This window comes from Streptomyces sp. NPDC017225 (genome assembly GCF_044331465.1).
Taxonomy (GTDB): domain Bacteria; phylum Actinomycetota; class Actinomycetes; order Streptomycetales; family Streptomycetaceae; genus Streptomyces.
Genome location: NZ_JBIRNE010000007.1, coordinates 170,355 through 196,018 on the forward strand (window position 1 = coordinate 170,355; position 25,664 = coordinate 196,018).

The window sequence follows — 25,664 nt, forward strand, 5'->3', positions numbered from 1 at the left end:
TCCCGACGCCCCTGACAAGTAGTCGTCGACGACCTCCTCGTTGGGCGAGTCGGTGACGCCGTATATTCCGTCCATCCAGACCTACCGGACCCCAGGCCCGACTGCCAGACTGGTGCGACGACCTCGCCCCATGATGTCGGGTACTGGCTCGCTCGCAGCCCTGCCCGTTCCCACAGCGGTACCCATCGTCGTCTCCACGTCCCGCGCCGCTCCTTGAGATCACGGACGGAACCAGGCACGGCCGGTGCCCCGTCTGCTCTGCCGGACCTGCTTCTTGAGCGATGCGCGCAGGGCGAGAGCCGTCGCCGCCTGTCGCTGGAAGTCCTGACCAGGCCTGTTCCTGAGCGTGCTGAGCAGCGTTTCCAGTAGCGACAACGCGCGTTCTGGTTCGCCGGCCTCGGCGACGCAGTGTGCGTGCTGAATCCGCAGGCGGGTGTCGGTCCTGGCCAGAGCCGCGGGGGTGGTCGGCAACAGCCGTTCGTACAAGGGGAGAGCCGCACCGTAGTCCCCGACCTGGTAGGTGTCGAGGGCGAGACGCAGCCGCGTCCGAACGACTCGGGAGTCGTCATCGCCCAACCCCCGCGCGAGGTCGGGGAGGAGAGGACCCAGCAGCGCCCGGCGGCGCGCCGCCTGCTCTGAGCTGCGTGGTCCGGTGCTTGGCACGGGCCGGCCACAGGCGTCGTAGTCGCGGTCCAGCGCGTCAGCGAGGTCGAGCCGGGCGGCCAGAGTGATGGGGTCATGTGCGCCCAGTACCCGGGTGGCCTGAGCAATGATCTCTCTGAGTTCCGGGATGTGGCCTCTGCCATCGATCTGCCCGCGGGCGGCGGTGTTCCCGGTCAGGACCGCCCGGACGTCGATGGTGCGACGATGCTCAGGGCCCAGGACCCGGATCAGCCGTGGCAGTACGCTTTCCAGGCCTTCCTGGTCGTGGGCCGTCTGCCAGGCGTACATGGCGCGCTGATAGGCCGCCTCGACAGTCAGCGGGTCGTCGGCTCCCAGTTCGTCGGTGAGATCGTGGATCAGCAGGTGGAGAAGTCGGACGAACCCCTCCTCGTCACCGGCGGCATAGTGGGCCAGGACCCGGTCGAGCCGACGCTCCAGGGCCGCGCGTGCGGGGTCGCCCGGCTGGCTCGCGGGATCGGCCTCGGTCTGGCGAACCGTGGGGGTGTACCCGGTCGGCGGGCTCGGCTTGTCGGGGGCGGGTGTCGTGCGGCCGGGAGGGGCGTGCCGGGCATGCCGGATGATGTCGGCCAACCGCTCCACCACCCGCTGCGCGCTTGCGGGCCGCTGCGCAGGGTCCTTGGCCAGCAGATCCAGGACGAGCCGGTCCGCGGCTTCGGGCAGCCCCGGGCGAAGGGAACTGGGACGCGGTGGTGTGCCGCCGACATGCTGGGCGTGCTGCTCGTGGACTCCTCGTCCGTCGAAAGGAAGGCGCCCCGTCAGCAACTGCATCAGTACACAGCCCACGGCATACAGGTCGGCGCGTCCGTCGACCGGCTCGCGGCTCGCCCAGCGCTCCGGTGCCATGTACTGCCAGGAGCCGATGACATACCCCTCGGCGGTGATGCCGGTGTGCGCCTGGTGCTTGGCGATCCCGAAGTCGAGAACCTTCGCCGAGCCCGCTGCCGACTCTGTGATGATCACGTTGGCCGGTTTGACGTCACGGTGCACCACTCCCTTGTCGTGGGCGGCGCCCAGCGCTTCGCAGATGTCCTGCGCCCACGCGAGGGAGGACGCGAGCGGTGGTACGCCGCGGCCGATGACATGGTCGAGGGTTTCGCCCGGGACCAGCTCCATCACCAGGTAGATGAGCCTCTCGCCCTCGTGCCAGCTCTCACCGTAGTCGTACAGAGCTGCGATCTTGGGGTGGTTGAGGTTGCCGACCAGCTCGGCCTCCAGGGCGAAGCGCCGAGCTTCTTCGGCCGACTGCGGACGCCCGACCTTGACCGCCACCTCCCGTCTGACTCTGCTGTCGAAAGCCCGCCACACCTGACCGAAACCGCCCTGACCCAGTAACTCGGCCAGGACGTAGCGCTGTTCCAGAACGTCTTGCGGCCGCATCTGATCCCCCGAATCCGACTGAGTTCATAGTCGGAGCTCCTGGACCTCGTAGAACCGGAGCCCGGGGACAGTGTCATACGGCTGCACCGTCGTGACCATGACTCAGGAAGTGGATTCGATGCCAGGACCCGGAGGCCCCACACGCCCGAACTGGGTTGGTTCAAGTCCAGCTACAGCAGCGCACAGGGCGACGACTGCGTGGACTCGCCGTCACGGAGCAGACCGTCCACGTCCGGGGCTCCAAGGACGTGTCGCGCCTGCCGTTCACCGTGGGGCGCGAGGGCTGGGCACGCGACGTGGGCTTCGCGTCGGCACGGGGCTGACGGAGGTCGGCCGTGGAGCGGGTGGTGGATGGCCCACCCCCGGGGTGGGGCTACGCCCGTGGTTGACGGTCGCCGCTCACTCGGGCTTCCCGGTTGCGCCCGCCTCCTCTTCCCCGCGGCGACGGCGTACTCGCTCGGCGATCCCGCTGGAGAGCTTGCCCTTTACCGAGCTGGCCCGGTCGAGGGTCTCGTTGCGGAGGCTTCTGGCTGTGTTGACGCCTTTTGCTCCGGTCTCGAGTGCCTTGTCCCTCGCCTCGGCGGCCGCCTCCATCCATCGTCTCGCCTCCGACGACTGACCACCGGGCTCAATTCCGAGCCGGGTGTGGAAGACGTGGACGCCGGTGGTGACGTGATTGCTCGACTGGACCAGATCCGGTGACTTGGACGGGTGCAGTAGCACCTTCGCGTTGGCGGTATCGGCGGCCGCGTTCATCCGGGCCAGCAGACGTTCGGTGCACCGGGAGATGTGTTCCAGCCGGCCCTGCCGGGCGGCCTTCAGTCCGAGGCGGTGACCGTCCAGCTCCTCCGGAGAGGAGTCCAGTACCCGGTCGAGTTCGAGTACGGCGATCGCGTCCTGCAGTTGGAAGCAGCGAGCCAGAACAGCTAGCCACTCCCGTACCTTGGGCTCAATCTCCTTGACCACCGTGGCCAAATCGCCGATCTTGGACTTGCGTTCCATCTTCTCCGCGAGGGCCTCGAGTTGACGCAGTGCGTAGGCCTGGGTTTCTCCGACCGCCGTCGGTGCGGTCTGCACCTTCGACCACGTCACCTCGTCGACCCTGCCCCTCATTTCTCGGATCGTCATGGACTCCTCGATGACGAAGCCCACTCCGATCATGCGGGCGTACACTGCGTCCTTCTGTGCGCGCAGGATGTCGTCGACCTTTTCGTCGATGGTGGCGAGGTAGTCGGTGATCTCGTCCATCGTCTGCTGCATCGACAGCTGTGCCATGATCCCCGCCGCACCCGACAGACGTGCAGGGCTGGTCAAGAACGCGCCGGCCCCTTTCTCGACCTGGAGCCATGACTTGATTGAGCCGGGCTTCCCCACCATCGCATGGGTGACGCCTGGCGTCTTGCCTTCCATCAGTCCGAACTTCTTGACACGCTCCGCGGACTCCTTGGTCAGCTTCACCCAGCGACCGGTGTTGGCGGCAATGTCCGAACCCGCCTGCGCGGCCGCTGAGCCGGTACCGAAGACGGACTTGAGCCGTTGCAGTCCGAGGTCCTTCGACGGCAGTCCCTCGGAGACGAGGAAGCGGTCGACGTCCGCCGCATTCCCTATGACTGCCAGTCCGTCACCGTCACTGATCAGCTGGATCTCGTTGTCCATGGCCCGCTCCTGAAGTGGATTCTCGCAGTTGGAAGTAGTCGTGGTGCGCGCGGCGACCGCCCGCCAGTGACCGCTGTCCGGGCCTCGCGGGTGTCTCCGTCGGAATGCGACAGTCTTACGGGGTGCAAGCTCGGTGAGGCGGGGTGTCGAGAGCCGTGGCCCTGGGGCGGCGGGGCGGCGGGGCGAGGGCGCGCCCCAGTGCGGCAGGAGGCCCTCCTGGTCTCGCGTCGGCGGACGGCCGCGCCCGCGGGAGGCCCACCGACCCGCTGCCGCACGCCCGTCCCCCGGACTCCCGTCGTTCGTCGTGGTCATCGTGGCAGAGGAACGGTGCGGCGAGCGTCACGGTACACGAAGCAGAGAATGGGCCGTCAGGTTGCGTCTGTTGACATCATCAACGTGCCGATCTAGCGTCATGCGTGAAACACCTTGGGGGTGGACGGGATGGCGCTGCGAGCGGCGGATGAGGCGGGCTCGCCCGACATGAGGGCTGCGATGGGCGAGCTGCTGGTGCGGCTGCGGCGGGCAGCTGTGAAGGGCGTCGTCCCGGAGAGCGCCTTTCTGGAGGGCGTGCGAGAGCTCTCGCTCGGCGACGGCGAGCGAGAGCGGCTGCGGGACGAGCTGGCCCGGCTGGGACTGCCCGTGCGGGACACGCCTCTGCACACAGAGGGCGACAAGCGGAATGGTGAAAAGGTTGCACCGGACGGTGAGGAAAATGTGTTCCCCCGTATCCGGACCGTGCTGAGCCTGGTAACGCGATACGCGGACGCCGACGGGTACGTCACCCCGCCGGTCGTGGACGGCGTGGCCCGACTGGCAGGGCTCTCCGCGCGGGAGGCCGCCCTCCTGCGCGCACAGGCGCGCGTCCGGGGCCACGACATGGACGTCGACGGGGCGGAAGCCGTCGACGAGCCGGTAGCCGCCGCGGAGGGAACGTCGTCCTGCCAGGAAGCGGAATCCGCCGGAGGTGATCGCGTCGGAGCGACGGCGACCGGGTCGCAGGGCGGGGGACCGGTCACGGAATCCGACGAGGAGCCGGAAGAGGAGCCGGACGGGGAACTCCCGGCGGACCTGCCCCGCGGAGACCTCGCCGAAGCCGTGGCCGCCGCGCACGCGGTGCTGGAGCGCGACCGGCGCGAACGGCGCCCCGGTGCCCGACTGCTGGACGCGCAGGCGGAAGTCGGTCTGTCCGTGCTGCTGCGGGGCGGGCCGGACCGGATCGGCGAGGAGCCGACCGAGGACGACCTCAAGGCGCTGGCGCCGGAGGACCTCAGAATCCGTGCCCGGGACTGTCTGGTCGTACACAACCAGCGCCTCGTGCACTCTCTCGCCCGGCCCTGCCTCGAACAGGGCCTCGACTACGAGGACCTGCTCCAGCACGGCTTTCTGGGCCTGCTCAGGGCCGCGCGCAAATTCGACGCCAGTAAGGGCTTCAAGTTCTCGACCTATGCCACCTGGTGGATCCGGCAGTCCATCACCAGGGCCATCGCCGACGAGGGCGCCCTGATCCGGATCCCGGTCCACATGCACGAGCAGATGCGCAAGGTGGCCAGAGCGGAGCGGACCCTGATGAGTCAGGGCCGTCCGGCGACGGCTGCCGACGTGGCGGTGGCGTGCGACATGACTCTCCGGAAGGTGGAGGAGATCCGGCGCCTCACCCGCCGGACCGACTCCCTCGACCGGGTCGTCGGAGACGGCGCGACGCTGGCGGACTTCGTGGGGCGGGCGCACGCGCTGCCGTCCGTGGAGCAGCAGGTGGTGGGAGCCCAGTACCTGCGGGATGTGCTGAACGTGGTGGATACGTTCACCGAACGGGAGGCCCGCGTCCTCGTGCGACGTCTCGGGCTCGACGGGGACGAGCCCTCGACCCTGGACGAGCTCGGACGTGAGTTCGGCGTCACGCGTGAGCGTATCCGGCAGGTCGCGGGGAAGGCACGTCCGGCGTTGCTGGTACGGCTGCGCGAGGCGGGCCTCGTGGGTGGGGACGCCGTGTGCGAGGCAGCCGAGCGTTCGGCGGAGGAGGCGGCCGAGGCCGAACGCGTGGAGCGGTTCGCGCGCGCCATCCGCGCGGCCCGGACCGCACGTGCCCGGCTCGTCCTGCGCAGAGTCAGGGCGGAGCGCCTCGCCCGGGCCGTCGCGGAGCAGGCGCAGGAAACCACTGTTTCGGTGCGGACACCGGCGGTGGAGGCAAGAGGGGAGGGCGGCGACACATCGGTGTCGGCGGCGGTAGTCGCCGACTGGGAGCATGCCCGCCGACTGGCGCAAGCACCCGTTGACCAGGTGTCGTGGCTCGCGGACTACGTACGGACGGCCGTCGGGGACGAGCGTCTGGTCGGACTGCTGGGGCAGTCGGCTGCCGACGCGGTGGTGCGGGGTCTCGGAGACGGCACACCCCTGTCGCGTCCGGTGCTGACGGCACTGGAAGTGCTGCGGCGGGTCTTCGACGCCGTAGCGGCGGCCGGGCAGCGGCCGGAGCACTTCCTCGACCGCCCCGCCGACGCGCTGCGCGGGGTGACGCCTCGCGCCTACCTCGAAGGCAGTCCTCTGGTGAACGGCGAGTCGCGGCTGGCAGTGCGTGACGCCCTGCGTGAGTTCCTTGCCGCGGCGGTTTCTCCTGCTGAGCCGGAGCCGGAGCCGAGGCCCGTGGCGGAGCCGGAGCCGGAGCCCGTGGCGGAGCCGGAGTCGGAGCCGGAGCCCGTGGCGGAGGTGCGAGAGGCGGAGGGGCGAGAGGCGGGGCCGCGGGAGGAACCACAGGAGACGGAACCGCACGAGCCGACGCCACCGGCCGGGACGACACCTCGGGCCACGGCCGACTGGGACAAGGCGCGGACGCTGGCGAGGCCGCCCCTGGGCGGGGGAGTGGCCTGGCTCGCCGAATACGCGTTGCTGGCTCTGGGGTACCTGCAACTGTCGGTGCTGCTCGGGTCGTCCGTCACGGACTCCGTGGTACGGGCCGCACGGCAGCGCGGGATGCTGGACCGCCCCGTGGTCGAGGCTCTCGAGGTGCTCAGGGAAGTCCTCGACACGGTCAAGCGGTCGGAGATCCGGCCCGAGCACTTCTTCGAGAAGCCCGCCGACGCGCTGCTCGGGGTGACCCCTCGGGCATACCTCGCGACGAAGCCCCTGGTGCGCGCCGCGTCTCGCCTCGCCGTCCGTGATGCTCTGCGGGAGTTCGTCGCGGCGCCCTGGGTGCGTGCCGAGTCCGCGCCCCCTGACAGCGGTGCCCGCGTCAGCGCGTCCAAGGCCGAGGCGGCCGACGCAGGGCATGAGCACGCGGCGTCGATCGTCGCGAAGGCCGCTCCGGTCGAGCAGCCGTCGGTCGAGCAGCCGTCGGTCGAGCAGCCGGTGGTCGACGTCGAGGGGCAGCTCGCCGCCGCGCGGGCTCGGCACGAGACCGAACTCGCCCTGCTGGCGAGGGAACACGAGCGCCGGCTGAGCGAGGTGCGTGGCGCCGCCGACCAGCGCGTCGCGGCTGTTCGGGCCGATGCCGAGCGACGGCTGGGGGCGCTCGAAGAGGAGCTGCTGCACCGTGCGGACCGAGCCCTGGAGCGGCGCGAGGCGCATGTGCGGCGGCAGGCCGAGGCACACCTCGCGCACGTCAAGGAGCAGCACCGTGAGTCGTACGAGGGGTTGCTGCGCAGGGCGGAAGCCGCCGAGGAAGCCGCCCGGCAGGCGGTCGGCGGGGAACAGCGGGCGGACGAGCTGGAGCAGAGACTGCGTGACTACCGGCAGAGTGCCGAGGCCCGCGTCCGGGACCTCGAGTCACGACTGAGGCAGGAGCAGGCGGCCGCCGCCGAACGGGAGGGAGCCGTCGCGTCGGCCCGGGAGGAATACCGTCAGGGCATGCGGGCGCGGGTCGCCGAGATGGAGGCGCGGCTGCGGGAGGCCGAGGCGGCCGTCGCGCAGCGGGACCTTTTCGTGGCGGCGGCCCGCCAAAGCGCCGAGGAGGCCGAGCAGCAGGCGGCACAGCGCATCGCGCAGAGCGAGCACGACGCCTGGCTCCGCGTCTCGGACCTGCAGGCGCAACTCAGCGCCGTCCAGACGGAACTGGCCGCCGCGCGGGAAGCGGCGGCCGCCCAGAGCCGCACCTCGCTGCGGGACCGCTGGCGCCGGTCATGAGCAGCCCGCCCCCCGCACCCGTCGGCCGGCCCACCACGCCCGCCGGCCCGTCCGAGCACCTCACAGGCCCGACCACCAGGAACATCATGGATCCCCGACAGGAACTCATCACCTACCTGCACCGGCAGCTCGTCGGCCCGGTCGGCGGTGACCGGGAGACGCTCGACGCCCCGCCCGACCGGCAGTACCTCATGGGCACCCTGTATCCGCAGGAGGCGGACCTCCAAGGCCAGTTGGACGTCGCCGCGGAGGAGCTGGAGGGGGCCGGCACCGAAGGGCGGGCCGAGGACACCGCACCCGCCACCGACCCGGTCCCCGAGTCCAACTCCTGGCTGCCGTCCTCCCTCGGATTCAGCTTCTACACCGACGCGGACACCGTGGAGATCGACTGCTCCGCCGCCCGCTACGAGACCCGTGCCCGCACCGGTGGGCGCGGCCGGAACTGGCAGCGGATTCCGCTGACCGCCGAGACGCACCGGCTCGCCCCGGGGAAGGATCACGTCACGGTACTGGACGGGCGCGCCGAACTCCGTGTCCGTCGTCGGGACTTCGGGACCGGCCGGCTCGTCACGGCCGCACTGGTCAACGCCGCCGCGCACGAGCCCGACCTCGGCAAGGCCGCCCAGTGGGACCGGATGCTGTTCCAGGTGAAGCTGCGCGCCCGGCCCGTGGACGGCAGGGTGCTCCAGTACCCGAGCGTCCGTCTGGCCAGCCGCGACCCGGAAGAGCAGGAGCTCCGCCTCCAGTACCGGCACGTCCGCACGCACGCCGTCGGCCACGGATGCGCGGTCGCCGAACGGTACGACGACGCCGGTGAAAAGGTGACCGAGCTGAGCGCGGCCGTCATGCCGGAGGCCGAGGTCACCGGCGTACGGGCCGCGGGGCTCGGTGGATCGCCGGTGCTCGACCTGCTGCACCTCGCCGATCCCGCCGTGCCGGTCGATCAACTCCGCGAGGAGTTGGCCGAGTTCGCGGCGGACTACCGGGCGTGGTATGTCGGGCAGCTGAACGCAGACGTGCCCGGGTGGGGGCGCGAGGCCGCTGCCCGTGTCCTCGACCGCATCGGCACCGCCGTCACCCGCATCGAGTCGGGCGTCCGCACCCTCTGTGACCCGCGCCGCCCCGAACTCCTGCACGCCTTCCGTGCCGCGAACCGTGCCATGGCCCTGCAGATGCGCCACTCCGCGCCCGACCTGGCGGGTAGCCGGCGCTCGCCCCGGGAAGCCGTACCGCACGATCCCGAGCCGAAGCCGGGAGCCACTTGGCGCCCCTTCCAGCTGGCGTTCTTCCTGCTCGCCGTGGAGGGTACGGCCGACTCCCGGCACGCGGACCGGGCCGTGACGGACCTGATCTGGTTCCCGACCGGCGGTGGTAAGACCGAGGCGTATCTGCTGCTGGCCGCCTTCGCGATGGTGCTGCGCCGGGGCCGGCCGGACGGCGGGGGTACGGCCGTGCTCAGCCGGTACACCCTCAGCCTGCTCACCACCCAGCAGTTCCAGCGTGCCGCCACCACCGTCTGCGCCCTGGAGACGCTGCGTCGCGCGGATCCGGCGGCGTACGGCCAGGAGCCGTTCTCCATCGGTCTGTGGGTGGGTGAGACCACCACTCCGAACACGTACGACAAGGCCCGCACGGCTTTCGAGAACGCCCGCCAGGCCGCCCAGCCCGACGACGTCTTCATCCTCGACCGATGCCCGTGGTGCGGCACCCGTGTCCTGCCGGCCCACAAGTCGCCCGACATCAACGACTACGGAGTGCGTGCCACGGCCGTCTCCTTCGCCTTCTTCTGCCCGCGGCGGGAGTGCGTCTTCCACGACGAACTGCCTGTCGCCGTCGTGGACGAGCACCTCTACGACCGGCCGCCGACGTTCGTCCTCGGGACCGTGGACAAGTTCGCCAGGCTCGCCTGGGAGCCGCGCGCGGGACGGCTGTTCGGCGCGGGCGGGGCGAGCGTGGGCCGCGCGGGCGGGGCGAGTACGGGTGGCCCCGGGAAGGCGGGTGCGGGCGGCTCCGGGAACCTGCCGCCGTCGCTCGTCATCCAGGACGAGCTGCACCTGCTCACCGGCCCGCTCGGCACCACCGTCGGCCTGTACGAGTCCGCCGTCCTCGGACTGTGCGCCGGCCCCGACGGCACCGGCCCGAAGGTGGTGGCGTCCACGGCCACCATCCGCCGCTCCGGGGAGCAGGTCCGCGCCCTGTACGGCGGAGGCGTCCAGCTCTTCCCGCCGGCCGGACTCGACGCCCGCCACTCCTACTTCGCGGAACCCGACACGTCCAGGCCCGGCCGCCGGTACCTCGGCGTCATGGCGCAGGGTCACACCGCCGGCCGCGCGGCCGTGGCCACCGCCGCCGCCCTGCTCCAGGGCGCGTGGGAACTGCCCGAGGAGCACCGGGACGCCTACTGGACCCTGGTCGCCTACCACCACAGCCTGCGCGAGCTCGGCCGCACGGTCACGGCCGCGGCCGACGACATCCCCGCCCAGCTCGCCGGACTCGACACGGGAAGCGGAGTACGGGCACTGGCGGACGACCAGGTGCAGGAACTGACCAGCAACCTGCCGCGCGCCGAACAGCCCGTCCTGCTGGACCGGCTGGAGAAGAACTGGGACGACCCGCAGTCGGTGTCCTTCCTGCCCTGCACGAACATGCTGTCCGTGGGTGTCGACGTCAAGCGACTGGCGCTGATGCTGATGCAGGGGCAGCCCAAGACGACCGCCGAGTACATCCAGGCCACCAGCCGGGTCGGCCGGCACACCGTGCCCGGACTCGTCGTGACCTTCTTCAACGCCACCCGTCCCAGGGACCGTTCGCACTACGAGACCTTCGACGTGTACCACCGGTCCCTGTACCGGCACGTCGAACCGACCAGCGTCACGCCCTGGTCCGTGCCCTCCCGGCGGCGCGCCCTGCACGCCGCGCTGGTCGTCCTCGTACGGCACCGGCTCGGGCTCGCCGCCGAGAACCAGGCCGGGCAGATCCTGGAACGCCTCCCCGAGGTGGAGGCCCTCGCCGAGGAGCTGGCCGCACGGGCCGAGGCCGCCGAACCGGGCATCGGCGACGCCGTCCGCAAGGAGGTCGCGGGGCTGGTCGCCGACTGGGAGGCCGCGGCGCGCGAGGCCCGCGAGAACGGCCGCGAGCTGTACTACCGCAGCCAGGGCAAGGGCCAGTCCCACCTGATCAAGAGCTTCGAGCAGAACTACGGCCTGTGGGAGACACCGAACTCCATGCGCAACGTGGACCGGGAATGCCAGGTGACGGTGAAGGGGGCCGACCTGTGAGCCGCACACTGCGGGTACGTCAGTCGCAGACGGTGGTGCCGTTCGGCGTCGGAGCCGTCTTCGACATCCAGGGTGAGTCCTTCGTCGCCACCGGCATCGGAGACTGGCCGGCCAGGGGGAGGCAGAAGCTGGAGTCCCCGCGTCTCGCCTCCCGGCTGGGCGTCACCGGTTTCTACGCCGCCCCGGCAACCGCCAACGACCGCTTCGACGTTCCCGACGCCCCCGGCGCACCGTACATCCGTTTCCCGTCCTGGCTGTTCTGCGGCTCCTGCCGCCGGATGAAGCGCTGGCGGATCGCCGACGAGAAGCCCGGGCAGCCGCCGCGCTGCCCGTCCTGCTCGCCGGCGCGGACCCTGGCGCCGATGCGGTTCGTGCAGATCTGCCAGGCCGGGCATCTCAGCGACGTCGACTGGTGGTTCTGGGCCCACTCACGGCGCGACGCCGGGGAGCGACGGCGGTGCGAGGAGCGCGACAGGCTGCGCTTCCTCGTCTCCGAGCGGGCCTCCGGCCTCGAGGCGCTCTCCGTCGCCTGCACCGCCAAGGGCTGTGGCGCGTCCCGGGACCTGCTCGACATCCTCGGCACGCACGGTCTGCGCTGCTCGGGGCGCAATCCGTGGCAGCGGGCGAACGAGCGGACTCAGTGCCCCCGGCCCGTGCAGATCGTGCAGCGCACGGCCGGCAACCTGTACTACCCGATCGTCCACTCGGCACTCGACATCCCCGAGTCCGACGTACCGGCCGACCACGGCGACGAGAACCTCGCGGCCAAGGTGCGGGAACACGACCTGTGGGTGTCACTGTGCCGGGTGGCCGCCACACCGCGCGCGGGGGTGTTCCGGACGATGATCCAGGAGGACACCGGCGCCGACGACGCCCTACTGGACGCGCTCATCGCCGAGGAGACGGGGCAGCCCGTCCCCTCTCCGGACGCGCCGTCCTCCGCTGAGCAGGGCGGGCCGGCCCGCCTCGATCTCAGCCGCGAGGAGTGGGCCGCCTTCACCGCACCCGTCCCGCCCGCCACCCGGGACTTCGCACTGCGCGAGACCACCCTCGGCCCGGCCGGGGAGACCACCGACCCGTGGGCCGCCCTCGGCCGCCGCTTCGGCAGGATCATTCTCGCCGACCGGCTCCGCGAGGTACGCGCCCTCTCCGGTTTCAGCCGGGTCTCCCCGGACGCTCCCCCCGTACCGGCCGACACCGCCCGCCGCCTCAAGTGGCTGCCGGCGGTGGAGGTGTTCGGCGAGGGGATCTTCCTGACGCTCGACCCGGCCGAACTGGCGGACTGGGAAGCGCACGGGAACGTACGGCAGCGCGTCGCCGGAATGCGGGCCGACCTGGACCGCTCCTTCCAGCGGGACCGGCTGGAGACCCTGACCGGTGCGGAACTCGCCCCCCGCTTCGTCCTCCTCCACACGCTCGCCCACCTGCTGATCCGCCAGCTCTCCTTCGAGTCCGGATACACCACCGCGAGCCTGCGCGAGCGCGTGTACGCCCGCCCCGAGCAGAACCAGTACGGCATCCTCGTCTACACCGCGGCAGGCGACGCCGAAGGCACCCTCGGCGGGCTGGTCCGCCAGGGCGAACCCCCGCGACTGGCGGAGACACTCCTGCGTATGACGGAGGCCGCCGCCTGGTGCTCGGCCGACCCGCTCTGCGCCGAGCACACCGGCCAGGGCTTCGGCAACCTCAACCGCGCGGCCTGCCACGCCTGTGCCCTGCTGCCCGAGACCAGCTGTGAAACCGGCAACACCCTCCTGGACCGCGCCCTCGTCGTCGGCGGCGAGCATGTGCCCGGCTACCTGGAACCCGTCGTCACCGCCGCACGCGCCGCGGCCGCCGACGCACTGGAGCAGGCATGACCCTCACCTATCTCGACCTCACCCCGGAACAACGGGCCGGCCTCGACGCCCTGCCCTTCGACGGAAACCACCTGGTCAGCGGCCCGCCGGGCAGCGGCAAGAGCCTGCTGGCAGCGCAGCGGGCGGTCATGCTCGCCCTCACCGGGACTCCGGCAGCCGTGCTCACCCGCTCCAACCTGCTGCGCCAGTCGCTGGCCGCGACGGTCCACGCCCTGGGCCCCGCCGACCGCAGCGTGCGCGTCACGACCGCGCACGCCTGGCTCGCCGAGTGGTACGGCGGCAAGGCACCGCGCGGTGCCGACGGCTGGTACGAGTGGCACGCGCTGTTCGAGCGGGCCGCCGACACCGGCCCGATTCCCGGCCTCACCCTCGTCGTCGACGAGGGCCAGGACCTGCCGCCCGAGTTCTACCTGCTCTGCCGGATGCTCGGAGCCCGTACGACGGTCTACGCCGACGAGTGCCAGCGCCTCACCGACACCCACTCCACGCTCGCCGAGATCGCCCGGAACCTCGGCCGCTGCGTCCGGCACGAACTCGACGGCAACCATCGCAACACCGAGCAGATCGCGTCCTTCGCCGCCCACTTCCACACGGGCGCCGGAACGCCGGCCCTGCCCGGCCGGCAGGGGCCGCCACCGCGGCTGCACCGCTTCCACGAGCGCGGCGCCGCGGATCTGCTGGCCCTGCTGTCGGAGCGGCATCCGAGGGACACCATCGGCGTGATCGTGGGCTCCAGACACGCGCAGTTCTCGCTGCTCGGCAGCCTGGCCCGCCGAGCGCCACGGCTGAAGCCGCAGCTGTACACGTCCGAGGCGAAAGGCGGCCAGTACCGCAACCTCGATCTCGGCCGCCCGGGCATCGTGATCGTCCACCGGGCCAGCGCCAAGGGGCTCGGCTTCGACACGGTCGTGATTCCCGACACTCACACGGACGCGGCCGGCGACCCCTCCGCCGCCGCCCTGCGCATGACGTACTACGTCCTGGCGACCAGGGCCCGGCGCGAGCTCCACCTCGGATACGAGGGGGAGTCGGAGCCCCCGCTACTGGCCCAGGTGGGCAAGGGCGAGTTGATGCGCGGCTGAGGGAGCGGCCGGGGTGGCGGCACGGTCCGAGGAGATGGGCGTGGCGGGAGCACGTCCCGAGGGGGATGTCGATCAGCGGGATTCGGCTAATGCGTACGATGTGCAAGTGCGCAGCAGTGACTACAGCATCAGGACAGCGACCCCCGCCGACCTCGACGGCGCCCGAGCCGTCATGCTCGACACCGTCTACCGCGACTTCGGTACGGGATACGTCCCGCGCTGGCACGGTGACATCGTCGACCCGGCCGGGGCGTATCTCGCGTCGGAGCGGCACACCCTGCTCGTCGCGGTCGACGGGGACGGGCAGGTCGTGGCCACGGGTGCCCTCGACTCCCGGGGGCCCGCGCATCCGCCGAACCCGCAGGAGCTCGCCGAGCGCTATCCCTCGGGCGTGACCGCGCAGCTGCGCCGGATCTACGTCCGGCCCGAGCACCGTCGGCGCGGGCTGGCGCGGCGACTCGTCGACGAGTTGCTGGCGTTCGCCGCCGCGGACGGCGGGTACCGGGCCGTGTACCTGCACACCGACCCGGCCGTCACGGGTGCGGAGCCGTTCTGGCGGTCGCTCGCCAAGGTCGTGCACGACGAGCGGGAGGACGCCGGGGGCGGGCAGGGGATCGTGCACTTCGAGGTGCCGATGGAGCGAGGGGCAGCCAGGTAATGGAAACGGTTGCCATGTAGGCTCCTGCTCGTTGCCGCCATCGCCCGAACCGCTCCCGCACACCCGATCGATCCGAGGACCATGCGCTCCCACCGCCGCTCCCGGCTGCTCGCCCCGCTCCTGCTCATCCCGTTGATATCCAGCTGCTTCGCGTCGGGCGGCGGCAGCGACGACTCCGGCACCGGTGGTGAGGACGGTGACGGCTCCCGTCTGCGCGTCGCCCTCGCCTTCCCGCCCGCCGAGAACCTCTCCCCGTACGGCGCCGACGCCACCCTCCTCAGCCGCCTCGGGGTCACCGAGGGACTCACCGCGCTCGACGCCAACGGCAACGCCGCGCCCGCGCTCGCCGAGTCCTGGCGGCGGGACGGCGAGAAGGCCTGGGAGTTCACGCTGCGCGACGCCACCTTCCAGGACGGCACCGGCGTCACCCCGGCCGTCGTCGCCGACTCCCTCACCCACGCCACCGACGCCGAGCCCGCGCCCGCCGCCCTCGCCGGTGTCACCCTCACCACCGAGGCCCAGGGTGACCGGGTCGTCCGTATCACCACCGCCGAGCCCGACCCCGTGCTGCCGCTGCGGCTGTCCAGTCCCAGCCTCGCCGTCCTCTCCGCCGATGCCTACTCCGGCAAGAACCGCGTCGACCCCGTCGGCACCGCCACCGGCCCCTTCGAGCTGACCAAGGTCAACGGCGCCACCTCCGCATCCCTGGACCGGTTCGACGACTACTGGGGCGGACGCGCCCAGGCCTCCGGAATCGACGCCCGCTTCATCGCCGACGGCACCGCCCGCGCCAACGCCCTGCGGACCGGCGAACTCGACATCGCCGAGGCGGTCCCCGTCTCCCAGGCGGCGACCCTCGACGAGGACACCCGGCGCGACACCGCCACCACCCGGACCACCAGCCTGCTGTTCAACGCCTCCTCCGGCCCCTTCGAGGACGCGGGGCTGCGGGCCGCCGCCCGCGGAGCCGTCGACACCTCCGTGTTCGCCAAGGACGTGTACGAGGGGTACGCCGACCCCGGTGCCGGTATCTACGGGCCCGCCGTGACCTGGGCCGACGGTAAGCGGACCGAGCCCGTCGGACGTGCGGCGGCCGGCAAGGCCGACGGGGCCACCATCAACCTCGCCACCTACGACAACCGGCCCGAGCTGCCGGAGGTCGCCCAGGTGGTCAAGCAGCAGCTGGAGAAGGCCGGGTTCAAGGTGAAGCTCACCGTCCGCGAGTACTCGCGGCTGGAGAGCGACGCGCTGGAGGGGAAGTTCGACGCCTTCGTGCTGGCCCGGAACACCCTCCTCGACACCGGTGACTCCGTCGCCGTCCTCGCCAGCGACTACACCTGCGACGGCGGTTTCAACATCGCCCAGCTGTGCGACAAGGACGTCGACGCGGCCGTCGCCAAGGCCGAGCAGAGCGCCGACACCGCGAAGCGGCAGGACGCCGCCATGGCCGCCGAGGCCCGCATCCTCGGCAGCGACGCCGTCGTGCCGCTCGTGCACCAGCGGATCATCACCGGTGTCGGCGGCTCCGTACAGGGCGTGATCCTCGACCCGTACGAGCGCACCCTCGTCGGCACCGGCACGCGGCGCTGACCCGTGCGGCAGCGGGTGGCCACCGTGGTGTGGCGGGTCGTCCTCGCGGCCGGGCTCGTGTGCGGGATCGGGCTGCTGCCGTGGCTGACGCGGACCGATCCGGCCTACACCGTCCTCAAGGCGCGGTCGGCCGAGCGTGACCCCACGCCCGAGGTGCTCGCCGACATCCGCGCGCAGCTCGGGCTCGGCGACGGGGCGCCGCACCTGCTCGGGCAGTGGCTCGGCGGGCTCCTGCGCGGTGACGCCGGGCGGTCGTGGATCTCCGGGAACGACGTCCTGCCCGACGTGCTCCAGGCACTCGGGGCCTCCCTGCTGCTCATGGCCGTGGCGCTTCTCGTCGCGGCCCTCACCGCCGGGCTCGTCTGCGTGCGCACGCTGCGGCTGGGCGCCCGGCGGCGGCTCGGTGGGAAGCGGCGCGGCGGCAGCGCCTCCGCCGTGATCGCCTCACTGCCCGAGTTCCTCGTCGCCTCCGTGCTCGCCACCGTCGTCGGGGTGCAGCTGGGGTGGCTGCCCGCGCTGGGGTGGTACGGGCCCCAGTGGACCGTGCTGCCCGCGCTCGCCCTCGGGCTGCCCGCCGGGGCCGTACTGGGGCGGCTGCTCGACGATCTGCTGCCCGGCGCGTTCGGCGAACCGTGGGCGCTGGCCGCCGCCGCCCGGGGACTGACGGGGCGGCGCATCGCACGGCAGGCGTTGCGGCGGTGCGTGCCCGCGCTGCTGCCCAACCTCGGGCTGTTCGTCGTCGGGCTGACCGGTGGCGCCGTCGCCGTCGAGCAGGTCTTCGACATCCCCGGGCTCGGACGCACCACCCTCCAGGCCGCCCTCGCCCAGGACCTGCCCGTCCTCCAGGCCGGCACCCTCGCCCTCGTGCTCCTCGCCGCGCTCGCGACCGGTGCCACCCGCGTCGCCGCCCGTCTGCTCACCGGACCCGCCCTGCGCGACGGCGCCCTCTCCTCCCTGCACCGGCCCGCCCCGCCCGCCGGCGGACTGCTGCCCCTTCTCTACGGCGCCGTCCTGCTCGCCGTCATCGGCCTCGGCCTGCCGCGCGACCCGCTCGCCCTCAGTACGGGGGAGCGGCTGCGGGCGCCGTCCCTCGACCATCCCTTCGGTACCGACGCCCTCGGTCGCGACCTGCTCGCCCGCGTCGGCCACGGGGCCCTGGACACGCTGCTCCTGGCGTCCGCCATCAGCGCCGCCGCGCTGCTGGCGGGCGTACTCCTCGGGCTCGTGCCCCGTGTGTCCGCGCCGCTCGTCGACACGGTCAACGCCGTCCCGCCCGTGCTCGCCGCGCTCCTCGTCACCGCTGTCGCCGGGAGCGGGGCGGCCACGCCCGCGCTCGCCGTGGGCGCCGTGGCGTGGGCGCCGCTCGCCGCGCACACCTCGGCGCTGCTCCGTCAGGAGCGCGCCACCCTGCACATCACCGCCACCCGGGGGCTGGGCGCGGGACGGTGGTACCTGCTGCGGCGCGAACTCCTTCCCGCCGTGCTGCCGCCCGTCCTGCGCCACGCCCTGCTGCGGCTGCCCGGTGTCGCCCTCGCGCTCGCCTCGCTCGGCTTCCTCGGCCTGGGCGCCCAGCCGCCGTCCCCCGAGTGGGGCCTGCTCCTCGCCGAGAACCAGCCCTATGCCGAGCGTGCCCCCTGGGCCGTCCTCGCTCCCGCCGCCGTGCTCGCCCTGCTCGGCGCGCTGGCCGTCACCGCGGCGGGCGGACTGCGCAGGCCGCGACGACGGGCGGATCGACGGCCGGACCGACGGTCTCGTCGTACGGCCTCGGTCGCGGACGAACAGCCCACCGCGCAGAAGGAACCGGCCGGAATCCGATGACCTACACATCCACCGGGCGGCCCGCGAAGGCTTCCGGCGGCCGCGGTGCTCCGCTCTCCCCGTTGCTACGGCTGCTCATCCTCACCCAACTCGCCTTCAACATCGGCTTCTTCGCCGTACTGCCCTTCCTCTCCGAGCATCTCGGCGGGGCCATCGGCATGGCGGGGTGGCTGGTCGGGTTCGTGCTCGGGCTCCGTACCTTCAGCCAGCAGGGGCTGTTCGTGGTCGGCGGGGCGCTGGCCGACCGGTACGGCATCCGGCCCGTCGTGCTCGCCGGATGCGTGCTGCGGATCGCCGGGTTCGCGTGGCTCGGCTTCGCCGAGCGGACCTGGGCGGTCGTCGGGGCGGTGCTGCTGATCGGGTTCGCCGCCGCGCTCTTCTCGCCGGCCGTCGAGTCCGAGGTCGCCCGGCAGGCCGTGACCTGGGAGGCGGAGGGCGGCGGGGACCGGACCCGGGTGCTCGCGCTGTTCACCGTCGCCGGGCAGGCGGGGGCGTTCGTCGGGCCGCTGCTGGGTGCCCTGCTGCTCGCCGTCGACTTCCGTACCGCGTGTCTGGCCGGGGCCGGTGTCTTCGTGCTCGTACTCGCCGGGCACGCGTGGCTGCTGCCGCAGCACATCCCCGGACGGGCGCGGGTCCGGGCCAAGGGCGGGGCGCGGCTGCTGCTGCGCAACCGGCGCTTCCTCGCGCTGTGCTGTGCGTACGGCGCCTATCTGCTCGCCTACAACCAGCTCTACCTGGCACTGCCCGCCGAGGTGGAGCGGGCCGCCGGTTCGCAGGCGCCGCTGGCCTGGCTGTTCGCACTGTCCTCGCTGCTGGTGGTGACCGCGCAGTTGCCGGTGACCCGGTGGGCGGGGGAGCGGCTGGCGCCGCGCCGGTCGATGGTGGCGGGGCTGACGCTGATCGCGGCCGGCTTCGCCGTCGTCGCGCTCGCCCGGCCCGCCGGATGGACGGGGACGAGCGGGCTGGCGCCCGCCGCCGGGTTCGTCGTCCTGCTCACCCTCGGGCAGATGCTCGTCGCGCCCGTCGCCCGCGCCTGGGTGCCGGACCTCGCGGAGGAGGGGCGGCTCGGGCTGTACACGGGCGCGCTGTCCTCGGTCTCCGGGTTCATCGTGCTCGCCGGCAGTTCCGCGACCGGCCTGCTGCTGGACGGTGGGCTGCCGCCCGCCGTGCCGTGGCTGGTGCTGGCCGTCGTACCGCTGGCGGCGGCGGGGCTGCTGCCTCGGCGTCGTTGAGTCCTTCGGTGTTCGGCCGGCCTGTGGTGGTGCCGTTTCGACGGGCTCGATGTGATGAGATGCCCGGCATACGCCCAGCTCGCGCCCGTACCCAAGGCTCCTGCCCTGGAAGCCGCGTGCCGCCGCTCGACGTTTACGCCTCGGTGCGCCGGGCCTGCCGGCGAGCCGGGCATTGAAGTCTTTTCGTAGTCGGCCGAATACTCAAAGTGAGTGCAGTCGTACGGCTGTACCGCCGCACAGACCTCACGCCACGCACAGTGCCTCTCGGGCCGTCTTGCGTCCGGCCCGTCATGTGTGTGAGGAGGTCCTGCTCTCCCTACGGAGGAGAAGATGACGGACATCACCAAGCTCAGTGTCCAGCTGTACACGGCGACCGACGCGGGAGCCGGCACCGACGGGTTCGTGTACATCGGGATCGCCGGCCGGGAGTTCCACGTGGACGCCTCCCGCAACGACTTCGAAGCCGGTGACCAGTTCACCTACATCTTCGGCGACGGCGCCAACGTCCTGGACGGCGCCCGCAACGACCCGCGCCTGCCCCGCCTCGACACCGACGACGCCGACCGGTACCCCGTCTACGTCCGCTTCTCGGGCAAGGACAACGACGACGACTGGTGCCTGGAAGGGGTGACCGTCACCGTCAACCCGGGCGGCTCCGGAACGCGCACCTACGACAACCCGCGGCTCGTCGGGACCGGCAACGACCAGAAGATCTGGCTCGGCAAGCGATTCGGCAACACCGTTCAGCTCAGGCGCGTCTGACGCAACGCCCCGCCCCACCCCGCGGCTCCGGCAGGATCGGACCGGCACCCCTCAGTGGTGGAGCGTGGCGACCGCGTCGTCGAGGAGGCGCTCGGGGCCGTCGGTCCCGCCCGAGCGGTACCAGGCGTCGACGGCCGCGTCGAGGCAGGCCGAGACGGCGCTGTATGTCGGGGGCGAGCAGGGTCTGCCAGCGCAGGTGCTTCTCCAGGTGCCGGGCGCGCAGCGACGGCGCTTCGTGAGGGAGGCGGGCGAGGAGGAGCAACTCCTCCTGGCCGGCCCCGGCCGGACGGACGGTCAGGAAGGCTGTCCTCAGCTTCACCGAGGCGCTCCGGTACGAGTCGCGCGGCACCGGCCGGCGGGTGCTCTCGCTCGCCCCCGGCCTCACGCGCACGGCGTTCTTCGACGGCCTGAACGGCGGTTCCCGTCAGGGTGGTTACGAGACCCCCGAGCAGGGGGTCGCGACCGCGATGCGCGCCCTCGGCCGGGGCCGACGGCCGAGCGTGCAGTCGGGCCGTCTGCACGCGCTCATGGTGGGCCTGCCGCGCCTCTTCACCCGTCGGCGTACCGTCCTGCTCAGCGGGTGGATCACGGTCCGGTCCTCCGGAGCGGCGACCGTCCCGGCCCAGGGGGTGGTGAGCGAGGCGCGGGACGCTCGCCGGCCTGCGTGCCGCCTCCACCGCTGACTGCGTGCTGTCACCGCTGAGCGGCGAGTTCCCGCACCACCCCGGCCGGGGCGTCGCCCCGCACCCGTGACGTCCGCCGCCACAGCCACAGCACATCCCGGCCGAAGGACCACACCAGCAGACCGAGCGCGGCCAGCACCACCCCGGCGTTCGCCATGCGCGGCAGCAGGCCCGCGCCCGCCAGCAGCAGCAACACGCCCTGCAGCGCGGCCACCGTCTTGCGGGCCGTGCTCGGCGGCAGCGGGGCGGTCAGCCACGGCCACACGCGGGCGGCGGCGGCGAACACGTAGCGCATGCCGCCGATCAGCAGCACCCACGGGCCCAGGTCCATCGCGACGTACACGCTGAGCACCAGGATCAGGAACGCGTCGACCTCCATGTCGAAGCGGGCACCCAGCGGCGACGACGTGTCCGTGCGGCGGGCGACCCTGCCGTCCACACCGTCCAGGATCAGGGCCACGGCCGTCAGGCCGACGAGGAGGGAGACGGGCGGTGCGCCGCGAAAGGAGTCCGCGACCAGGGCCGTGACCCCGCCGACCAGGGCCGCCCGGCCCAGGGTGACCCGGTTGGCCGGGCCGAACGACGGCAGTCGGGAGCGGCGCAGGGCCCGGGAGAGCACCGCCCAGGTCGCGAACGCGAACGCCAGGCCGGTCAGCCAGCCCGCCGTGCCCATGCCGACCGTCGTGCCGAGCAGCGAGAGAAGCAGGATCTGCGCGCCCGCTCCCACCGCGTTCTCCTGCTGAACGGGCCTCGCGTCGTACGTGTTGTTCAGGGCCACCGAACATCCTCCGGCCGTGTGACAGAGTCGGTCAGCGCCGCTGCCGTGTGCGCGGCTTGTGCATCCCTCGGTACGTGGGCGGCTTCCCGATCGTTCAGGAGGACATCCGGTGACAGGCATGGCACGTGCGTTCTGGATCGAGTCGCCGGGCGAGGGCGCGATCCGCGATGTGGAACTGTCCGGGCCCGGGGCGGACGAGGTGCTCGTGCGTACGCTCTTCAGCGGGATCAGCCGGGGCACGGAGACGCTCGTCTTCGGTGGCCGGGTGCCCGAGAACCAGTACGCGGCCATGCGCGCGCCGTTCCAGGAGGGCGACTTCCCCGGGCCGGTGAAGTACGGCTACCTCAACGTGGGCCTGGTGGAGCAGGGGCCGAGCGATCTCGTCGGCCGCACCGTCTTCTGTCTCTACCCGCACCAGACCCGGTACGTCGTCCCGGCCGCCGCCGTCACCCCCGTGCCGCCCGAGGTCCCCGCCGAGCGGGCCGTGCTCGCCGGCACCGTCGAGACCGCCGTCAACGCCCTGTGGGACGCGGCGCCCCTGGTCGGCGACCGGATCGCCGTGGTCGGCGGCGGCATGGTGGGCTGCTCGGTGGTCGCCCTGCTGGCCCGTTTCCCGGGCGTCCGCGTCCAGTTGGTCGACGCCGACCCGGCCCGCGCCGAGGTCGCCGACGCACTCGGTGTCGGCTTCGCCCTGCCCGCCGACGCCCTCGGTGACCTCGACCTCGTCGTCCACGCCAGTGCGACACAGGCGGGCCTCGCCCGGTCACTGGAGCTGCTGCGGCCCGAGGGCACCGTCCTCGAACTGAGCTGGTACGGCGACCGGCGCCCCGCCCTCCCGCTCGGTGAGGCCTTCCACTCCCGGCGCCTGACCCTGCGCGGCAGCCAGGTCGGTACCGTCTCCCCGGCGCGCGGTGCCACCCGCACCTACGCCGACCGGCTCGCCCTCGCCCTCGACCTGCTCGCCGACCCGGCGCTCGACGTGCTCGTCACGGGCGAGTCCGCCTTCACCGAACTGCCGGACGTGCTGCCGGGGCTGGCCTCCGGCGCGATCCCCGCCCTGTGCCACCGCATCCGGTACGCCGGCCAGGACCACGGCGACTGATCCTTCGCCCGGTCCCGGACCCCACGGCGACTGACCCCTCGCCCGATCACGGACACATCGGCGCCTGACCTTGAGAGGAGACGTACGGTCCGCTGAACAGGGGAAGGCACCGAGCCGTAATAGACGGCACCCCGCGCAGCGATCGGCGGGGGACCAGACGTGCCACACCTGGAGGGTCGTCCGTTGTTCAGCATCACCGTCCGCGATCACATCATGATCGCCCACAGCTTCCGCGGCGACGTCTTCGGGCCCGCGCAGCGCCTGCACGGAGCGACGTTCCTGGTGGACGCCACCTTCCGGCGCGAGCAGCTGGACGAGGACAACATCGTCGTCGACATCGGACTGGCCACCCGGGAACTGGGCGCCGTCGTCAGCGACCTGAACTACCGCAACCTCGACAACGAACCCGACTTCGCCGGCGTCAACACCTCCACCGAGTTCCTGGCCAGGGTCATCGCCGACCGGCTCGCCGAGCGCGTGCACAAGGGCGCGCTCGGGGAAGGAGCCAAGGGCCTGGCCGGTCTCACCGTCACCCTGCACGAGTCGCACGTCGCCTGGGCGAGTTACGAGCGTGCGCTGTGACCGACACGTCCGTCGAAGCGGCGACCGGTGCGTCCGCCGCCGGACGCGCCCGGTTCACCTACATTCCCGCACAGACGTCCGCACAGACGCCCGGGCAGACGTCCGGGCAGGCGTCCGGGCAGGCGTCCGGGCAGGCGTCCGGGCCGACGCCGGCACAGGTGTCGGCACAGGTGTCGGCACGGACGTCGGTTCAGGCGCCGCCCCCGAGGAACGAGGGGATCGCCCCCATGTCCCTGCGCTCCGTGCACTTCGTCATGCCGGGCGGAGTCGACGACCCGGCCGCGCCGAGCGGCGGCAACGCCTACGACCGGCGTGTGCGGCTCGACCTCCCCGGCTTCGGCTGGCGGGTGCGGGGGCTGCCCGTGGCCGGTGACTGGCCCCGGCCGGACGGCGCCGCCCGGGCCGAACTCGCCCGCGTGCTGCGCCGGTTGCCGGACGGGGCCGTCGTCCTCCTCGACGGGCTGGTCGCCTGCGGGGTGCCGGAGGTCGTCGTCCCGGAGGCCGAACGGCTGCGCATGGCCGTCCTCGTCCATCTTCCGCTCGGCGATGAGACCGGCCTCGACCCCGCCGTGGCCGCCGAACTGGACGCCCGTGAACGCGCGGTGCTGCGGGCCGTACCGGCCGTCGTCGCCACCGGCGACTGGGCGGTCCGCCGCCTCGTCTCCCACCACGGACTCGACCCGGCCCGCGTCCACGTCGCCGCCCCCGGCGCCGACATCGCGCCCCTCGCGCCCGGCACCGACGGCGTCTCCCGGCTGCTGTGCGTCGCCGCCGTCACCCCCCGCAAGGGCCAGCACCGGCTGGTGGAGGCCCTTGCGACCGTCACCGACCTGCCGTGGAGCTGCGTGTGCGTCGGCGGGCTCGGTCATGACCCGGCCTACGTCGACCGGCTGCGGGCGCTGATCGCGCGGCACGGTCTGGAGAACCGGCTGGTCCTCGCGGGAGTGCGGGCCGGCGCGGAACTGGACGCCACCTACTCCACCGCCGACCTGATGGTCCTCACCTCGTACGCCGAGACGTACGGCATGGCGGTGACCGAGGCCCTCGCGCGCGGCATCCCCGTGCTGGCCACCGATGTCGGCGGCCTCCCGGAGGCGGTCGGGCGCGCTCCCGACGGCGGGCTGCCCGGCATCCTCGTCCCGCCGGAGGACCCCGCCGCGCTCGCCGCCGAACTGCGCGGCTGGTTCGGGGAAGCGGACGTACGACGCCGGCTGAAGGCCGCGGCACGCGGCCGTCGCACCGCCCTGAACGGCTGGGCGACCACGGCACAGCGCCTGGCCGGAGTACTGCACCGGCTGCCGAGCGAACCCCGGAGGGCGGCATGAGGAAGACGACCGCACCGACCGCGGGAGCCATCCCGGCCCGGCCCGGCCCGCAGGACGCCCCCGAGACCGCGCGCGCCGTGATCCCCGGCGCCGGCCCGGCCGACGACCTGCCCATCGAGCGGTCGGACGGCCCGCCCGCCGGACAGCCCACCGACCGCCCCGGGCAGCCCTCCGCGGAGCGTGCCCCCCTCCGCCTCCGCGAGGCTCCCGGATATCCCGGCGAACCCCCGCGCTACGCGCCCGAGTGGCTGCGGCTCCGCGAGAGCGCCGACGCCGCCGCGCGGGCGCACGACCTGCTCGACCCGCTGCGGGACCGCCTCGCCGACCTGCCGACGCGGGCGGACGGGCTGACCGTGCACGACGTGGGCTGCGGCACCGGCTCGATGGGACGCTGGCTCGCCCCGCTGCTCGACGGCGCCCAGCACTGGGTACTGCACGACCTCGACCCGTACCTCCTGCACTTCGCCGCCGTCGCCGCCCCGCGGTCGGCCGCCGACGGCGGCCGCGTCACGGTCGAGACACGGCGCGGCGACCTGGCCCGTCTCACCCCGGACGCGCTGACCGGCGCCGCACTGGTGACGGCGTCCGCGCTGCTCGACGTCCTCACCGCCGGGGAGGTCGGGACGCTCGCCGCCACCTGCGCCACGGCCGGCTGCCCCGCCCTGCTGACCCTCTCCGTCGCCGGGCGCGTCGACCTCACCCCCGCCCACCCCCTGGACGCCGAGATCGCCGAGGCGTTCAACGACCACCAGCGGCGCACCGGCATGCTCGGACCGGACGCGGTCACCACGGCGGCCGAGGCCTTCGCCGGGCACGGCGCCACCGTACGGACGCACCCCAGTCCCTGGCGGCTGGGTCCCGGCGAGGCCGCGCTCACCGAGCAGTGGCTGCGGGGCTGGGTCGGCGCGGCCGTCGAACAGCGTCCGGAGCTGCGCGAACGGGCCGGCCGGTACCTGGACGAGCGCCTCGCGGCCTGTGCGGCGGGCGAGTTGTGTGTCGTCGTCCACCACACCGACCTGCTGGCGTTGTGCCGGCCGACGGGCGGGGCCCGGTGAGCGCGCCGACGGCACCGGCGAGGGCCT

The 25,664-nt window shown here is 72.8% G+C and carries 17 protein-coding genes; 14 read left to right on the forward strand and 3 right to left on the reverse strand.

Annotated features, from left to right (window positions below):
* Positions 1-219: 219 nt before the first annotated feature.
* Complete coding sequence (locus ACH4NX_RS18230; RefSeq protein WP_351395722.1) at positions 220-2,061, reverse strand: serine/threonine-protein kinase; 1,842 nt, start codon at positions 2,059-2,061, stop codon at positions 220-222.
* Positions 2,062-2,460: 399 nt separating this feature from the next.
* Complete coding sequence (locus tag ACH4NX_RS18235; RefSeq protein ID WP_398128029.1) at positions 2,461-3,717, reverse strand: hypothetical protein; 1,257 nt, start codon at positions 3,715-3,717, stop codon at positions 2,461-2,463.
* A 441-nt stretch (positions 3,718-4,158) separates the two neighbouring features.
* Between ACH4NX_RS18235 and ACH4NX_RS18240 the strand changes: the two genes are divergently transcribed.
* From ACH4NX_RS18240 to ACH4NX_RS18285, 10 genes are all read left to right on the forward strand, one after another.
* A complete protein-coding gene (locus ACH4NX_RS18240; protein WP_398128030.1) occupies positions 4,159-7,833 on the forward strand; it encodes a sigma-70 family RNA polymerase sigma factor in 3,675 nt (1,224 codons plus the stop codon).
* An 86-nt stretch (positions 7,834-7,919) separates the two neighbouring features.
* Positions 7,920-11,111, forward strand: coding sequence for a helicase-related protein (locus ACH4NX_RS18245; RefSeq protein ID WP_398128031.1), 3,192 nt, complete (start codon positions 7,920-7,922; stop codon positions 11,109-11,111).
* Positions 11,108-12,970 carry a DrmB family protein gene (drmB, locus tag ACH4NX_RS18250; RefSeq protein ID WP_398128032.1) on the forward strand — a complete coding sequence of 621 codons (1,863 nt, stop codon included), beginning with the start codon at positions 11,108-11,110 and terminating at the stop codon, positions 12,968-12,970. The genes ACH4NX_RS18245 and drmB overlap by 4 nt, the downstream gene beginning before the upstream one ends.
* On the forward strand, positions 12,967-14,052 hold the full coding sequence (locus ACH4NX_RS18255; RefSeq protein WP_398128033.1) for a DNA helicase: 1,086 nt from the start codon (positions 12,967-12,969) through the stop codon (positions 14,050-14,052). Before drmB ends, ACH4NX_RS18255 begins: the two co-directional genes overlap by 4 nt.
* Before the next feature lie 106 nt (positions 14,053-14,158).
* Complete coding sequence (locus ACH4NX_RS18260; protein ID WP_398128034.1) at positions 14,159-14,710, forward strand: GNAT family N-acetyltransferase; 552 nt, start codon at positions 14,159-14,161, stop codon at positions 14,708-14,710.
* A gap of 81 nt (positions 14,711-14,791) precedes the next feature.
* Positions 14,792-16,300 (forward strand): ABC transporter substrate-binding protein, encoded by a 1,509-nt coding sequence (locus tag ACH4NX_RS18265; protein WP_398128035.1) that lies wholly within the window; start codon positions 14,792-14,794, stop codon positions 16,298-16,300.
* A gap of 3 nt (positions 16,301-16,303) precedes the next feature.
* Positions 16,304-18,118: an ABC transporter permease subunit gene (locus ACH4NX_RS18270; RefSeq protein WP_398128036.1), complete on the forward strand. Its 1,815-nt coding sequence runs from the start codon at positions 16,304-16,306 to the stop codon at positions 18,116-18,118.
* Positions 18,115-19,350, forward strand: coding sequence for an MFS transporter (locus tag ACH4NX_RS18275; RefSeq protein ID WP_351395697.1), 1,236 nt, complete (start codon positions 18,115-18,117; stop codon positions 19,348-19,350). Before ACH4NX_RS18270 ends, ACH4NX_RS18275 begins: the two co-directional genes overlap by 4 nt.
* A 330-nt stretch (positions 19,351-19,680) precedes the next feature.
* On the forward strand, positions 19,681-20,112 hold the full coding sequence (locus ACH4NX_RS18280) for a hypothetical protein (RefSeq protein ID WP_351395694.1): 432 nt from the start codon (positions 19,681-19,683) through the stop codon (positions 20,110-20,112).
* 359 nt (positions 20,113-20,471) lie between these two features.
* Positions 20,472-20,795: a hypothetical protein gene (locus tag ACH4NX_RS18285; RefSeq protein WP_398128037.1), complete on the forward strand. Its 324-nt coding sequence runs from the start codon at positions 20,472-20,474 to the stop codon at positions 20,793-20,795.
* A gap of 10 nt (positions 20,796-20,805) precedes the next feature.
* Here the strand turns inward: ACH4NX_RS18285 and ACH4NX_RS18290 are convergent, their stop codons facing one another.
* Positions 20,806-21,573 carry a CDP-alcohol phosphatidyltransferase family protein gene (locus ACH4NX_RS18290; RefSeq protein WP_398128038.1) on the reverse strand — a complete coding sequence of 256 codons (768 nt, stop codon included), beginning with the start codon at positions 21,571-21,573 and terminating at the stop codon, positions 20,806-20,808.
* A gap of 109 nt (positions 21,574-21,682) precedes the next feature.
* On the opposite strand from ACH4NX_RS18290, the gene ACH4NX_RS18295 reads away from it, so the two are divergent.
* The 4 genes from ACH4NX_RS18295 to ACH4NX_RS18310 all read left to right on the forward strand — a co-directional run bounded on the left by ACH4NX_RS18295 (position 21,683) and on the right by ACH4NX_RS18310 (position 25,637).
* Positions 21,683-22,675, forward strand: a complete 993-nt coding sequence (locus ACH4NX_RS18295) for a zinc-binding alcohol dehydrogenase (protein ID WP_398128039.1) — start codon at positions 21,683-21,685, stop codon at positions 22,673-22,675.
* A 183-nt stretch (positions 22,676-22,858) separates the two neighbouring features.
* A complete protein-coding gene (locus ACH4NX_RS18300) occupies positions 22,859-23,257 on the forward strand; it encodes a 6-carboxytetrahydropterin synthase (protein ID WP_351395686.1) in 399 nt (132 codons plus the stop codon).
* The gene (locus ACH4NX_RS18305) at positions 23,254-24,582 is read left to right on the forward strand and encodes a glycosyltransferase family 4 protein (RefSeq protein ID WP_398128040.1); all 1,329 of its coding nucleotides are present in this window, start codon (positions 23,254-23,256) and stop codon (positions 24,580-24,582) included. Before ACH4NX_RS18300 ends, ACH4NX_RS18305 begins: the two co-directional genes overlap by 4 nt.
* Entirely contained in the window at positions 24,579-25,637 is a 1,059-nt protein-coding gene (locus ACH4NX_RS18310; RefSeq protein ID WP_351395683.1) for a trans-aconitate methyltransferase, read from the forward strand. The genes ACH4NX_RS18305 and ACH4NX_RS18310 overlap by 4 nt, the downstream gene beginning before the upstream one ends.
* The last annotated feature ends 27 nt before the right edge of the window (positions 25,638-25,664 follow it).